Source organism: Clostridioides sp. ZZV15-6598 (assembly GCF_020657705.1).
Taxonomy (GTDB): Bacteria; Bacillota; Clostridia; order Peptostreptococcales; family Peptostreptococcaceae; genus Clostridioides; species Clostridioides difficile_F.
In genome coordinates this window covers 12,603-26,310 of sequence record NZ_JAGWCS010000023.1, presented here as the reverse complement: position 1 = coordinate 26,310, position 13,708 = coordinate 12,603, and the positions used below count along the sequence as shown (strand labels likewise).

The following is a 13,708-nucleotide window of genomic DNA, read 5'->3' as shown; positions in this document are numbered from 1 at the left end:
TTATATATTTTTCACTTCTTTTTGTGATTCTTTTGCTTCATCAAAAGCATATAATGCCGCTCCTAAAGCACCAGTTAATTGAGGTATATCAGGTACAATAATTTCTGTATTAATTTCTCTTGCCATGGCTCTTACAATACCGCTATTTCTGGCAACTCCACCAACCATTACTACATTTCTTTGTACTCCTACTCTTTTTACTAGGCTAGAAACTCTTTTTGCTACTGAAGTATGAATACCTGCTACTATATCTTCAATTTTTGCATTTTCTGATAAGTGTGATATAACTTCAGATTCTGCAAACACTGTGCATGTACTGCTTATTGATACTTCATTTTGAGAATTCATAGATATACTTCCGAGTTCAGATACATCAACCTCTATTATTTTTGCCATTACATCTAAAAATCTTCCTGTACCTGCAGCACATTTGTCATTCATAAGAAAGTTTAGTAATCTTCCATTCTTATCTAACTTTAGTACTTTAGCATCTTGACCGCCTATATCAATAATGGTTCTTGTCTCTGGAATTATGAAGTTTACTCCTCTAGCATGACAACTTAACTCACTTATCTGTTTGTCAGCATCAGAATATTTCATTCTCCCATATCCTGTAACTACTATTTTTTCAATGTCTTCTCTTGCAAGACCTGACTCACTATACAATTTTTCCAAAACTCTTGATGGTCCAGTAGTCCCAGTACCAGAAGATATAGTGGCTGAAGCCACAATATCCTCTCCATCTTTTAAAATTACTCCCTTTGATGCAGTTGAACCTATATCTAATCCCATTGTATACATCTTTAGTATTCTCCTTTCCCAAAATCTAGAAATACTAATTAGTATCTTACAACTTTATCTTCTTTTAAGTTATTTATTTTTGATTCGTCGTAGCCTAAAGTTTTTAATACTTCTATAGTATGTTCCCCTACTTTTGGTGCTGGTGTATAATCTTTTATTCCTTCATTTCTAAACATAACTGGAGTATTAACTAAAACACCTGTATTTCCACTATCATATTTCTTCTTAAATAAGAAGTCATTTGCCCAAGCTTGTTCATCATCTAGTAAATCTTCACAGCTTTGGATTTTTTCAAATGGTAAGTCTGCTTCTTCTAATAGAACTGACCATTCATCTAATGTTTTTTCTAACATAGCTTCTCCAACTATCTTAACTAAGCCTTCAATATGATTAACCATTGAATCTATGTTGTTGTATCTGTCATCTTCTAATATATATTCTCTATTTATAACCTTACAGAATTTGCCTAACCACTTGTTGTATTGTATTAAAGCTAATTGAATCCATCTTCCATCTTTACATTTATATGTAGTCATTAATGGACTGTTTGGATTTTCTCTTGATAAAGGCATTTCATTTCCGTATTGTGCTGTTGTTATCATTGTTCCCATTCCATATATAGCTGTATGGAAAAGACTTACTGTTACTCTTTCACCTATACCAGTTTTTCCTTTTTTATGTAATGCTGCTAAACTTCCTGCTGCTAATGCTAAACCTGCATAGTGGTCACCAAATCCTGCTGCTGTATTTGCTGGAGATGTTCCTTTTTCCATTACAGATTGGCTAACTCCTCCTCTTGCAAAGTATGCAGTATAGTCAAATCCTGGTTTATCTTTTAAAGGTCCTTTTTCTCCATATCCTAATATTTGAGCAAATATTAATCCTGGATATTTATCTTTTATTTGGTCATAAGCTATACCCATCTTTTCTAATGCTTGAACTCTAACATTAGTTACAAATATGTCTGCTTCTGATATTAATTTATGTAATATTTCTATTCCTTCTTTTGATTTTATATTAATACTTACACCCTTCTTATTTCCATTTTCTAATTCAAACATAGGGTTTTCATCATCTGATGCTGGAGATTTAAATGTTCCACCCATAACTCTTATTCCATCACCTTCTATAGGCTCAACTTTAATAACTTCTGCACCCCAGTCACCTAACATTTTTGCACAACATGGTGCTGCGATGAAACTTGAAAGTTCTACTACCTTAACTCCTTCTAAAAGCATAACGTTTTCCTCCTTAATAGTATCAATTATAAAAATTCAATTAAATCACACATAAAGTACTTTTTTCTGATATTAACTATTTGATGTCAAAGTTCCTAATCTTATTAAGATAACTTATAAAATTATTAAAAGTTATTATTGATTATTTTTTATATTTTTTATTGTCTTACACCTATATTGTTAAGCATTTATCGTGCCAACTTTATATTTAATCAAAATATCGCTTGATTTGAATGTTTTTTAACAATATGCAATTGCATTATTAATTTCATTTCGTGGCATTATGCAACTCTCCATTGCATTTTGCTATTTTTTCCATGCATATAAAAGTTTTTTTTATATATTTTTTTATGAAAAAGCTTGACATTTCAAAAAAAATTTTCATTGCTAAACTCAAAAACACATGTTATCATTGTAATTAATCAGCAAGTTAGTTAACTAATTTAAGACTTAGATAATTTTTTAATAATATTTAATCTAAAAAATAACAATTTCTTTGATAAATTTTTAAAGCAATTATTCTATTAAATAAAAAATGACTAGATATAAAAATAACACAGGGAAAACAATTTCAAAACTAAATTTTTAACCTTAAAAATTTTGTATAAAAAATATAGCCTTATATTGCTACATATTATTTCTAAATGAAAAATTACCATATAATTTAATAATTACAGGAGGGTATTGATATGAAAATACTAGTATTTGGAGCACGCGATTATGAAGAACCAGTAATAAAACAATGGTCTGAAGAGCATAAGGATGTTCAAGTGGATATTTATCCTGAAAACATGACTGAAGAAAATGTAGTAAAAGCTAAAGGATATGATGGTATATCTATACAACAAACTAACTATATAGATAATCCTTATATTTATGAAACTTTAAAAGATGCTGGGGTTAAAGTTATAGCTTCAAGAACTGCAGGGATGGACATGATACATTTTGATTTAGTTAATGAAAATGGACTTATTGTTACAAATGTTCCTTCTTATTCACCTAATGCAATAGCTGAATTAGCTGTTACTCAAGCTATGAACCTTTTAAGAAAGACTCCTTTAGTAAAGAAAAAAGTCTGTGAAGGTGACTATCGTTGGATAGCTGAACTTCTTGGAACAGAAGTTAGATCTATTACAGTTGGTGTTATAGGTACAGGAAAAATAGGTGCTACTTCTGCGAAATTATTCAAAGGATTAGGAGCTAATGTAATTGCATTTGACCAATATCCAAATAAAGATTTAAATGATATATTAACTTATAAAGATTCTTTAGAAGACCTTCTTAAAGAAGCTGACCTTATAACATTACATACTCCTTTACTTGAAGGAACAAAACATATGATAAATAAAGATACTTTAGCTATAATGAAGGATGGCGCTTACATAGTAAACACTGGTCGTGGTGGTTTAATTAAGACAGGGGACTTAATAGAAGCACTAGAAGCTGGAAAAATAAGAGCTGCTGCCCTTGATACATTTGAAACTGAAGGATTATTCTTAAATAAAAAAATGAACCCTGGTGAATTAACTGACCCAGAAATCAACAAACTTCTTTCTATGGAACAAGTTATATTTACTCATCACCTTGGATTCTTCACTAGTACAGCGATAGAAAATATAGTTTATTCTAGTTTAAGTAGTGCTGTAGATGTTATAAGCACAGGAACTGCTGCTAATAGAGTAAATTAGTATTTTATAAATATATTTTTTCATTAATTAGCTATTATCTAATAAAATAGCCTTTAATTTCCCAAATATAAGAGAGTCTATTCAATATACATTGAGTATGACTCTCTTATATTATTTTTCTTCTTTTATATTATTTGTATACACCTAATATTTGTTACATTTTATATCGAATTTACAACCATCTTTATAATCATCCTATTAGATTATCCTATTACAATCTACTTTTCCATCAAAAGGCTTTGAATGGGTACAATTCACTTTTTACCAGAAAAACACCAAACAAACTATGAAAATTGTATGATTAATATTAATATATTTATAAGAAAACATTACAAGAATACTAGTTTGGGATTTTTGAGGAGGGATTATATTGGAAAAAATGAATAAAGCTACTTCTAAAAAGACGACCTGTATCGTCACTTCAGCGTTATTTGCATCTATAATATGTTTGACAATAGCTTATATATTACATATTCCAGTTGGTGGAAACAATGGATATGTTCACATAGGAGATGCTTTTATTTATTTAGCTGCAACTATTTTGCCAACAAACTATGCTATAGCGGCCTCTGCAATAGGTGCTGGTCTAGCTGATTTATCTACAGGAGCTGCAATGTGGGTAATACCAACTATAATTATAAAACCAATACTTGTATTATTTTTCACTTCTAAAAGTGACAAGATAATAAACAAAAGAAATATAATTGCTTCAATTGTAGCAGGCATAGTGGGTCTAGTTTTATATATGTTTGCTGAGGGAATAATTATTGGAAGCTTTACAAGTGCTTTTGTAATGAGTTTGCTTGGTTTGTTACAGCCAATAGGAAGCTTTATTGTGTTTGTACTTCTAGGGGTGGCACTTGATAAACTTGATTTTAAAAGACGTTATTTTAACTAAAGACTTAAATTTATGGAGGGAAAATTATGAATATCTTATATACAATTGAAAACAGTATCTATGTAAATATAACTAATACATGTCCATGTAGCTGTGTGTTTTGCATAAGAAATGAAAAAGATGAAGTAGCAAATAGCGGTAGTTTATGGTTAGAACACGAACCAAGCATTGATGAAGTAAAAGAAGCCTTTGACAAATATAATTTAGATGAATATGATGAAGTTGTATTTTGTGGATATGGTGAACCACTAATGAGAATAAATGAATTAGTAGAAGTTGCTAAATTTATAAAAGAAAAAAGTAATATCAAAACAAGAATAAATACAAATGGTCTAAGCGATTTAATACACAATAAAAAAACTGCTATCATGTTAAAAGATGTAATAGATGCAGTATCAGTAAGTCTTAATGCTCCAAATAAAGAAGCTTATAATAGAGTTACTCAACCCAAATTTGGAGAAAAATCATTTGACTATATGTTAGATTTCGCAAAAGATTGTAAAAAATATATAAAAGAAATTGCTTTTTCAGTAGTAGATGAAATATCTCCAGAGGAAATAGAAGAATCTAAGCAACTAGCAAGTGAACTTGATATACCACTTAGGGTCAGACATAAGAACTAATAACTATAAAACTAGTATATAAAATTTAAATATATGATGAACAATATAAAAATAGGGAATATAAACAAATTTATCTAAATAAATATGTTTATATTCCCTATTTTATATTCTCTATTTATTTTGCCAATTTTAACACCTATATTTCTTGATTCTTTCTTTTAATATTAATTGTTAAGGCTATTATTGCGATAACTGTAATCGCACTCCAAATCACAAATACACTTATACATCCCAACCCTCTATCCATTATAAAACCAGCTAATGTAGCAGATACACCCGCTCCTATATAAGAAAAGAAATTTAAAAATCCAGTTACAAAAGCAGCTTTTTCATATTTAGCAAATCTTATTGGTAGTACACTAAGTAACATTGTATTTACACCATACATTAATCCTGAACATATGCCCATTGCTATAACTCCTATCCCAAACCACAATGATGCAAATATACTCATTAAAATTAAAACTACGACTGTTCCAATCATCAATACAACAGTGGTAATTTGCTCATTTCCTCTGAGCTTACTATTAAGTCTCCCTGATAATAAGATTCCAACTAAATTCATGATTGGTATAAGTAATACATATGATGTAGCAGAAGACATATCCACTTTATAAAGCTCTGTTAACATAGCTGGAGCCCATACTCCTATACCCTCTTTAACCATACCTTGTGCTATACAAGCTATTACTACCAACAAAAGTCCTGAGGTAAAAAAAAGTGTTTTATAAGTTATTGTATTTTTGCTTTTCAGTTTTGTTTGATTATTTTCTTTATTTTTATAATCTATATTTATTAAGTCTATATCAAACCCAGCTTCACGCGGTTTTTCTCTTCCAAATATAGCCCACAAGATAGCAAACATAATAAGTATAGTTCCTGGTATAAGAAAAACACTTCTCCATGATAAATATTTTAAAACAATTCCACAGCCTCCCCAAGCCATTACATATCCTAAAACCATAGATGTATTTAAACCTACCATAACTTTAGTATATTGATTTGGAGAAAACCAATATGCTGATGTTTTTACAATACTTCCCCATAGCATGGATTGGCTTAATCCATTTATGGTCCATAAAATCATAAGTACAGTCATGCTATTTGAAAATGAAAACAACAAATTACATAGACCTGTAATAAATACTCCTACAAAAATATATATTCTACTATTTATCTTATCACTTATTGCACAACTTATTAATTGACCCAGTGCATAAGACCAAAAAAACAGACTTCCTAGCATACCAATAGTAGACTTATCTGATTTAAAATATACTTCTAAATCATTCACTGCAATAGCAAGATTTCCTCTTCCAAAATATATTAAAGCATATGCCAACCAACATAATATAAAAATTCTCACTTGATATGATTTATATCTTCTGTCTTCAATAGATTGTATAACCATATAGATTTCATCACCTTAATTCTTTATTTATCAAATAATTTCTACTTTACATTTATTTAACATAATTATAGCATCTAAAATAAACTATTATAACATTGTGATAAATATTAATAGAATTTATACAAATAAAAATTTATATGCATACATTTATTAATTATACTAAAGCAATAATAACCATCCACCGATTAATATCAAAATTGAACCTGGTATTTTTTCCTTAATATTTTCTTTAAATATAAAGTGAGCAAGTATTAAAGTTATTATCATAGATACTTGAGAAAATGGTTCTGCTATACTGAGTTCTAAATTATTTAAAGCAATTAATAATGCTAGATAAGAATACCCATTAATAGCACCACTTAAAATTGAAAGCCCTTTTTTATTACTAAAAATTTCATAAATTACTTTTTGTTTCTTTTTAAATACTAAAAAAACAAATAGATTTAATCCGACGAAAAAGTAAAGTATCGTTGAATATAGTATAGGAGATACTTGAACATAAAATGCCTTATCTAGTACCCGTCCTACTGATTGAAAAAATATGTACAAAAACATCAATCTACATGGTAGATTATTTAAAATGGCAGATGCATTTTTTAATAAAGAACTTACATTTTTTAATATAAATACTCCGCCAATCATAATTATAATTCCTGCAACTTTTGCTAAACTAAAACTTTCACCTAAAAATACAACTGATAAAAGCAATAGAAATAGTGAGTTTAAACTGTTTATTGGAGTTACAAGTGAAACTTCACCAGTTGCTAGAGATGTTACATATGCTACTGACCCAATTGAATAAACTAAGCTACTTATATAGCATGGTAGTAAAAAAGACCAATCTCCAACTTTACTTGTTATACTGAATGGTAGTAAACATACTCCACCTATAAAGAAAAATAAAAATGATGAAGCTATATTTTTATAAATATCACCTTCTTCATCACCTAATAATCTTACAACTACTCTTTCAAAGGCTAATAGCACCACTCTAATTAATAGTGCAAAATAAGATATTATCATTTTTGACCTCACTTAAAAATTAATCTGACTTACTGAATATACTTACTAAATCTCATTATTATAAATCAAATCTACCATATAGGTAAATCTTTTGCGTTTTTCAATATCTTATGTTTAAATACAGGTACCTTAAGCTTTTCCCCTAGCTTACGACATTGCTCTTTATAAGTACCCTTTAACTTATCATGAAAAACTATACCATCAATTCCACCATCAATACTGTCTACACACTTTTCTAATTTTTCAAATCCATCCTCATTATCATACATTCCACTTACAATCCATTGATTTGGTAATACATGCCCAATTGATATATTGTATTCTCTATTTTTTATAATGTCCGCAAAAGAATTTTCAAAGTGAACTCCTCCTACACACAGTAAGGTTTTTATAGGCTCATCATTATCAAATACTTTAATTAGAGATTTAGCCAACACTTGTATTGCTGTCTTATTATTAAAACTATTACTATCACTTCCTATCTCAATATCTAACATAGGTACAGAATATTCTGTAATTAATTCAGCTACTTCTCCATAGGTCGTTCCAGACCAGTGAGTTGCTTCTGTTAATGTAGTGAATTCATCAAGAGAGTTTTCATTTTTTATATCTTCAATTGCATTAATTAAGTTTCTAAAGTATTTTGGATTTGAATTTCCAAACTCACCTGTTGGTACATCCCCAATAGTATGAGCTGTTAGAATATTTACTGGAGCATTCTCTCCTTCATGCCAATTTACAACTCCTGCAAAATCAAAATCTTTGAAATACTTATTTAAAATTGGCAGATAATATTTATAGTCATGACTTATTACATTTTCTGTTTTTACAAACTGGAATAAGTTATTGTTTTTATCTGTAAATTCTAATACAAAATTACCATCAACAATAATCTCAGTCTGCTTTAAATCCATTACTCCCTCACAATAGTTAATTACATTCTTAGCCACTGGGTCTTTATCTAAATTATTACAAAAGAAGAAAACTGCTTTTTTGTTATTCATCTATAAATCACGCTCCTATTATTTAAATATTATATACTCTCATACTTAAAATCATCTAAATATCACTATATGCTCCATTCAATTATTATACATAATATACTACCATACTTATTTTAGCTACACCTCTACCTGAGTTTCTATATATATGTGATACATCAGCTTTAAATCTTATAGAATTTCCACTAGATACAATATAATCCTCTCCATTTATTTTAATAGTTATTTCACCACTAAAAACTGTAATAAACTCTTGAGTTCCTGAAAGTTCAGCATTTGAATCCAATGTTCCACCTTCTTCTATCTCAATCATAAATATTTCAAATCTTCTCTTAGAATCAAATGGAAATATTGGATAACTTACATATTTTCCATCATCTTCAATAAAATGGTCTACATCCTTTTTATCAACCAATTCTATATCACTTTCTTGTCTTTCCATCAATGATGTAAATGATATTTTTAATCCATTCGTTATTTTCTTGATAGTAGATATAGTTGGATTCACTTCGCATTTTTCAATTTGAGACAACATACTCTTACTTACCCCACTAAGTTGAGAAATTTTATCTAGGCTAAGATGTTTTTCTTTTCGTATCTTTTTTAAGTTCTCAGCAATTATTTCATTTAAATTATGCATAAATTCACCTCTAGTTTACTTTAATAAGTAGATTCAAGTACTTTATCTAAATACAGTAACTTATTTTAAAATATTTTAGTCAATATACTGTACATTATGTTTAATATATAATACTTTTTTAAGAATGTAAATACTATTCTAACTTTTTCTTTAAAAATAAGTAAATAAAAAAGCTAGAAGTCTATGTTTTTACAAGACTACTAGCTTTTGTTATCATAAAATTATATTTTAACTATAAAACTTAGATGCTCCTATCAGTTGTCTTTTGGAAACAATCTTAGCTAGATTAGCTAATGAAGATATTTTTATATCCTTAAAAGAAACTAAAAATACAAACTTGAAATCAGTAAATTCTTGGTTTATATTATATATATCAAAATAGCATCTTAAATTATCAAATAAGTAATTTTCTTGCAAATCTGCCTCTATTTCATCAGTAGCATCTTTTAAATATGCCCTTACATCTTCAAATAAGACATTGAAATAAGACTCATCTAGTTCTTCACCCAATTCTTCTAATATTTCTTCTATATCTAAATCATCCATATCAAAAGAATTTCCTGTTAATTGACAATCAAAAACCAATATATTCTCCTGATTTATAGTATTTGATATATCTTGTACATATTCAAAGTCTGGACGTAATTCTAAAATATCTTTTACTTCACTACTCTTTACATGAATTTTTCCTTTTCTGTTTTCTAGTTTTAAATCTATCATATGCTCCCCCTTTCAATTTATAAGTCTTTTAATTACTTTGTTCTATAATCTTTTTAATATCTATCCAGTTATTAACTCTAATTATATTTTGATGTTCAATATCTTTATTATAGTTAGTATCTAAAAGTATTACTTTAACACCTGCATCAGCCAATTGGACTGAGTTTAAAGGGTTATCTTCTATAAATATATCACAACTTAGTTCTCTTGCCTTTTCAACTTTATAATCACTTCCTAATAAGTAAACATCTATATCTAAAATTCCTTGTCTAATTAACCAGTTTTTAGTTACATCAGTTAAACACTCATGTCTAGCTGTTACAAAAGCTAAATTATGCCCCTTAGATAATTCATCTATTACCTCAATAGCTCCTTCTACAATTTCTGCTTCATCATATGAATGTACATACTTATCATTAAATTCTGCATATACATCCCTTATTCCTGAACCATATAATTCTTCCCAATTGTGAGTTATACACTCTGACTCTGTAATGTTTTTATTGAAGATATCATTTAGATATGGAAGAAAATGATAGGGACTAGTTATTGTTCCATCTATATCAATACATATATTTAATTTGTTCATTTTTACCTCCATGTAACATTTATTGATTTTATTAATCAAATATTATAGCACAGCTTTAATTATAAATCAAAATCATATATATGACTATACCTATATAATACCAAAAAGCTTGCATATTTAAGCAAGCTTTTTGTAAATTTTACATTTTCAACTAATATATAAGTTTTTCTAAAGTTGGTTCTACTCCAAATTGTGTTTTTAGCTCTCTATATTCATTTAATGCTTTTTCATTATTTGTTTTAGTTTTTATTGCTCTTATCATTAAATTTTTTGGTGTATCTAATGGGGATATGTATTCTACCACAGAAGTATCGTATCCATTTCCTTCTAACAATAATGTTCTTAAACCATCAGTTATTAAATCTGCAAATCTAGCTTTAAATACTCCATGTTTTAATATTGGTTCCATAGCTTCATATTTATATTGTCCTAATAACTCCTTATGACAGCATGGTACTACTACTATAGCTTCTGATTTTGCTCTAATTCCTAGTCCTATGGCCATATCTGTTGCTGTATCACAAGCATGTAAGCTTATTACAAGGTCAACATCTCTATTAGGTGTATAATTAGTTAAATCCTCTTTTATAAATAACATATTTTTATAGCCTAAGTTTTTAGCCATCTTCTTTGATGCTTCTATAACTACATCTGAATAATCTATTCCTATAAAATAACAGTTTTTCTTTAATACTTCTTTTATATAGAAGTTTAGTACAAAACTTAGATATGATTTACCACAAGCACAATCCAATATTGTTATACAGTCTTTGTCTTTTATTTCTTTTAAAATATTATCTATAAGCTCAACAAAGTGGTCTATTTGATTATACTTTCTTATTTTATCATTTTTTATTTTACCATCTTTTGTAAGTACTCCAATTTCTTTTAAAAGTGCATTTGCTTGTCCTACTTTTACATAGTACTCTCTGTTTTTTATTTGAGATGCTGTAAATTCATCTATTTTTGGTACTTCTTCTTTATTATCTAGATACTTTACATTTACCTTTTTATTGTCTCCTTCTATTACGACAATAGTACCTCTTTCAATATATCTAAATACTAGCCCTTCATAATTTTCTGCTTCTCTAGATATATTTTTTAACAATTCACTAAATGTATATAACTCTGACTTACCTTTAAAATTAAATTTATACTTACCTTCTTCTTCTATTGCAATTCCTTTAAATTCTTTTCTTCCTGATTTAAAAACTACTTCTAATTCAATAAAAAAATCTTCATTTTCAAGGTTTCTCTGAGTAATCCCCATAAAAAACATATTTAGTTTTCCTATACTCTGCTTATTCATCCTAATCTCCCTTTTAACATATCTCTTTAACTCTTATTAATCAATGGTATTTGACCCATCTATTTCTTCATTTAAATCATTCAATCTATTTTTAAAACTTTCTATCTGCTTATCTGATAAATCAAGATACTCAGTTATCTTGCCTATATATTTAGGACTTTTAGTATTTATTAATTTTAAGGCACTATCCATGGACTTTTGTCTAAGTTCATACGCCTTTTTTACATCATCTCTAGCACTACTTAATACCTTTGTATATTCATCCTTAGAAAGTTCTGGGATTTGCATATTCTCATATTCTTCTATAACTTCTTTACATTTATTTCTAGCATTTGTAACATCTTTTTTTATACTAGATAATTTAGTTATATTTTTTGCAATATCCTTAGTATAAGGTATACATTCTCTCATTGGTACTAAAGCTACTCTTTCTATATTATAAATTTCTTTCTTGAAAATTCCTATACTTTCTAGGTCTATTTTTTTAATATCTTCACTATCATTTTCTTTACTTGTATAATTATCATTGTTTTCTTCAGTATTTCCTTGTTTTTCTGATTCACTATTTGTCGAAGTATTTCTTTCTAAATCATTATCTTTTGTTACATTTTTATTATTTTCTTCGTTATTATTTTCTGTACTTTGTGTATTTTTATCTTGTTTATTATCTACTTTTTTGTTGTTTGATTCTTTGCTATTTTTTTTATCTTGTTTTAAATCATTATCTTCTTTTTCATTAAAATTTGATACATATTTCTCATCATACGTCTCATCAGAAATATAATTATGATAATACATAGATTCTTTTATCTTATTAAGCCCACTCATATAGATGTTACTTATCATTATTGTTGTAGCTAATACTACATAAATACTACTGTAGATACAAGACCTCTTAAAATTCTTGTAATTTCTGAATATCACTATCAAAGGAATAAGATATAAAAATATAAAAACTAATATCCACCTCATAAATCGTGTCTCCTTTCTCAAAACCGAAATCCCTCAAATATTTATTTTTAATCATGTATCTTATAGTATTTACCAATTTATGTTTTTTAATCGTGAACTTTTATTAAATTAAATTCTGTATAATCACAAGATGCTAATATATATTCAACTCCATTTCGAATCCCTTTTAGACCCATTTTAAAAGACTCTTTACCATGTAAGTGACCATAAATCACCTTTTCAACATTATATTCTTCAAATAATTTTGTAAATAAAGACTCCTCTAATCTATCATTTGTAGGTGGATAATGAGTGATTACTATTATTTTAGAATGACCTTTTTTACGAGCAGACTCTAATGACAATCTTAATCTATTTTCTTCTCTTTTATAAACTTTTTCATCAGTCTCATCAAATTTAACATCATTAGGACATATCCAACCTCTGCCTCCACAAATTGCATAATCTCTATATTCATAGAAATTTGTTTGAATAAAACTCATATTTTCATATAGCTTATTCAAACTTGTAACTGTTGTCCACCAATAGTCATGATTTCCCTTTATAAGTATTTTTTTACCTGGAAGCTCATTTATTATGTCTAAGTCTTTTTTAGCTTCTGATAAATTAATTCCCCAAGATGTATCTCCTAATACTAATACTACATCTTCTTCTGTAACGACCTCTTTCCAATTATCTATAATCTTTTTTTCATGACCATCCCAATTACTACCAAAGATATTCATTGGCTTATTTACTGATGTTGAAAAATGTAAATCGCCTATTGCATATAAACTCATAACATCATTCCTTCCT

Annotated in this window: 14 protein-coding genes; 3 read left to right on the top strand and 11 right to left on the bottom strand. The window is 27.9% G+C overall.

The annotated features are described in order from the left end of the window. Positions 1 to 801: a 2-hydroxyisocaproyl-CoA dehydratase activator HadI gene (gene hadI / locus KGF50_RS06770; protein WP_227847369.1), complete on the bottom strand. Its 801-nt coding sequence runs from the start codon at positions 799 to 801 to the stop codon at positions 1 to 3. 38 nt (positions 802 to 839) lie between these two features. Continuing rightward, positions 840 to 2,039, bottom strand: a complete 1,200-nt coding sequence (gene hadA / locus KGF50_RS06765; protein ID WP_227847368.1) for an isocaprenoyl-CoA:2-hydroxyisocaproate CoA-transferase HadA — start codon at positions 2,037 to 2,039, stop codon at positions 840 to 842. A 689-nt stretch (positions 2,040 to 2,728) separates the two neighbouring features. Here hadA and KGF50_RS06760 point away from each other — a divergent pair. The 3 genes from KGF50_RS06760 (at position 2,729) to KGF50_RS06750 (ending at position 5,248) form a co-directional block, all read left to right on the top strand. After that, entirely contained in the window at positions 2,729 to 3,727 is a 999-nt protein-coding gene (locus KGF50_RS06760; RefSeq protein ID WP_227847367.1) for a D-2-hydroxyacid dehydrogenase, read from the top strand. A gap of 370 nt (positions 3,728 to 4,097) precedes the next feature. After that, positions 4,098 to 4,625: a TIGR04002 family protein gene (locus KGF50_RS06755; protein WP_227847366.1), complete on the top strand. Its 528-nt coding sequence runs from the start codon at positions 4,098 to 4,100 to the stop codon at positions 4,623 to 4,625. A gap of 26 nt (positions 4,626 to 4,651) precedes the next feature. Further along, a complete protein-coding gene (locus KGF50_RS06750) occupies positions 4,652 to 5,248 on the top strand; it encodes a TIGR04100 family radical SAM protein (RefSeq protein ID WP_227847365.1) in 597 nt (198 codons plus the stop codon). 136 nt (positions 5,249 to 5,384) lie between these two features. Here the strand turns inward: KGF50_RS06750 and KGF50_RS06745 are convergent, their stop codons facing one another. The 9 genes from KGF50_RS06745 to KGF50_RS06705 all read right to left on the bottom strand — a co-directional run bounded on the left by KGF50_RS06745 (position 5,385) and on the right by KGF50_RS06705 (position 13,692). Then, positions 5,385 to 6,659, bottom strand: a complete 1,275-nt coding sequence (locus KGF50_RS06745; protein ID WP_227847364.1) for an MFS transporter — start codon at positions 6,657 to 6,659, stop codon at positions 5,385 to 5,387. A gap of 159 nt (positions 6,660 to 6,818) precedes the next feature. Further along, the gene (locus KGF50_RS06740) at positions 6,819 to 7,682 is read right to left on the bottom strand and encodes a GRP family sugar transporter (RefSeq protein WP_227847363.1); all 864 of its coding nucleotides are present in this window, start codon (positions 7,680 to 7,682) and stop codon (positions 6,819 to 6,821) included. Positions 7,683 to 7,753: 71 nt separating this feature from the next. Further along, positions 7,754 to 8,686: a D-aminoacyl-tRNA deacylase gene (locus KGF50_RS06735; RefSeq protein ID WP_227847362.1), complete on the bottom strand. Its 933-nt coding sequence runs from the start codon at positions 8,684 to 8,686 to the stop codon at positions 7,754 to 7,756. 85 nt (positions 8,687 to 8,771) lie between these two features. Beyond that, entirely contained in the window at positions 8,772 to 9,323 is a 552-nt protein-coding gene (locus tag KGF50_RS06730) for a helix-turn-helix domain-containing protein (protein WP_227847361.1), read from the bottom strand. A 228-nt stretch (positions 9,324 to 9,551) separates the two neighbouring features. After that, complete coding sequence (locus KGF50_RS06725) at positions 9,552 to 10,043, bottom strand: hypothetical protein (RefSeq protein ID WP_227847360.1); 492 nt, start codon at positions 10,041 to 10,043, stop codon at positions 9,552 to 9,554. A 28-nt stretch (positions 10,044 to 10,071) separates the two neighbouring features. Then, positions 10,072 to 10,632 (bottom strand): 5' nucleotidase, NT5C type, encoded by a 561-nt coding sequence (locus KGF50_RS06720; protein WP_227847359.1) that lies wholly within the window; start codon positions 10,630 to 10,632, stop codon positions 10,072 to 10,074. 151 nt (positions 10,633 to 10,783) lie between these two features. Further along, positions 10,784 to 11,941, bottom strand: coding sequence for a class I SAM-dependent methyltransferase (locus KGF50_RS06715; protein WP_227847358.1), 1,158 nt, complete (start codon positions 11,939 to 11,941; stop codon positions 10,784 to 10,786). A 36-nt stretch (positions 11,942 to 11,977) separates the two neighbouring features. Then, the gene (locus KGF50_RS06710; RefSeq protein ID WP_227847357.1) at positions 11,978 to 12,913 is read right to left on the bottom strand and encodes a hypothetical protein; all 936 of its coding nucleotides are present in this window, start codon (positions 12,911 to 12,913) and stop codon (positions 11,978 to 11,980) included. A gap of 86 nt (positions 12,914 to 12,999) precedes the next feature. Continuing rightward, positions 13,000 to 13,692, bottom strand: coding sequence for a metallophosphoesterase (locus KGF50_RS06705; RefSeq protein WP_227847356.1), 693 nt, complete (start codon positions 13,690 to 13,692; stop codon positions 13,000 to 13,002). Positions 13,693 to 13,708 lie beyond the last annotated feature (16 nt).

Coding starts and splice junctions, on each gene's coding strand:
- KGF50_RS06725 (WP_227847360.1), bottom strand. CDS start 10,043: ATGATAGATTTAAAACTAGAAAACAGAAAAGGAAAAATTCATGTAAAG.
- KGF50_RS06740 (WP_227847363.1), bottom strand. CDS start 7,682: ATGATAATATCTTATTTTGCACTATTAATTAGAGTGGTGCTATTAGCC.
- KGF50_RS06760 (WP_227847367.1), top strand. CDS start 2,729: ATGAAAATACTAGTATTTGGAGCACGCGATTATGAAGAACCAGTAATA.
- KGF50_RS06745 (WP_227847364.1), bottom strand. CDS start 6,659: ATGGTTATACAATCTATTGAAGACAGAAGATATAAATCATATCAAGTG.
- KGF50_RS06710 (WP_227847357.1), bottom strand. CDS start 12,913: ATGAGGTGGATATTAGTTTTTATATTTTTATATCTTATTCCTTTGATA.
- KGF50_RS06750 (WP_227847365.1), top strand. CDS start 4,652: ATGAATATCTTATATACAATTGAAAACAGTATCTATGTAAATATAACT.
- KGF50_RS06720 (WP_227847359.1), bottom strand. CDS start 10,632: ATGAACAAATTAAATATATGTATTGATATAGATGGAACAATAACTAGT.
- KGF50_RS06735 (WP_227847362.1), bottom strand. CDS start 8,686: ATGAATAACAAAAAAGCAGTTTTCTTCTTTTGTAATAATTTAGATAAA.
- KGF50_RS06705 (WP_227847356.1), bottom strand. CDS start 13,692: ATGAGTTTATATGCAATAGGCGATTTACATTTTTCAACATCAGTAAAT.
- KGF50_RS06730 (WP_227847361.1), bottom strand. CDS start 9,323: ATGCATAATTTAAATGAAATAATTGCTGAGAACTTAAAAAAGATACGA.
- hadI (WP_227847369.1), bottom strand. CDS start 801: ATGTATACAATGGGATTAGATATAGGTTCAACTGCATCAAAGGGAGTA.
- KGF50_RS06715 (WP_227847358.1), bottom strand. CDS start 11,941: ATGAATAAGCAGAGTATAGGAAAACTAAATATGTTTTTTATGGGGATT.
- hadA (WP_227847368.1), bottom strand. CDS start 2,039: ATGCTTTTAGAAGGAGTTAAGGTAGTAGAACTTTCAAGTTTCATCGCA.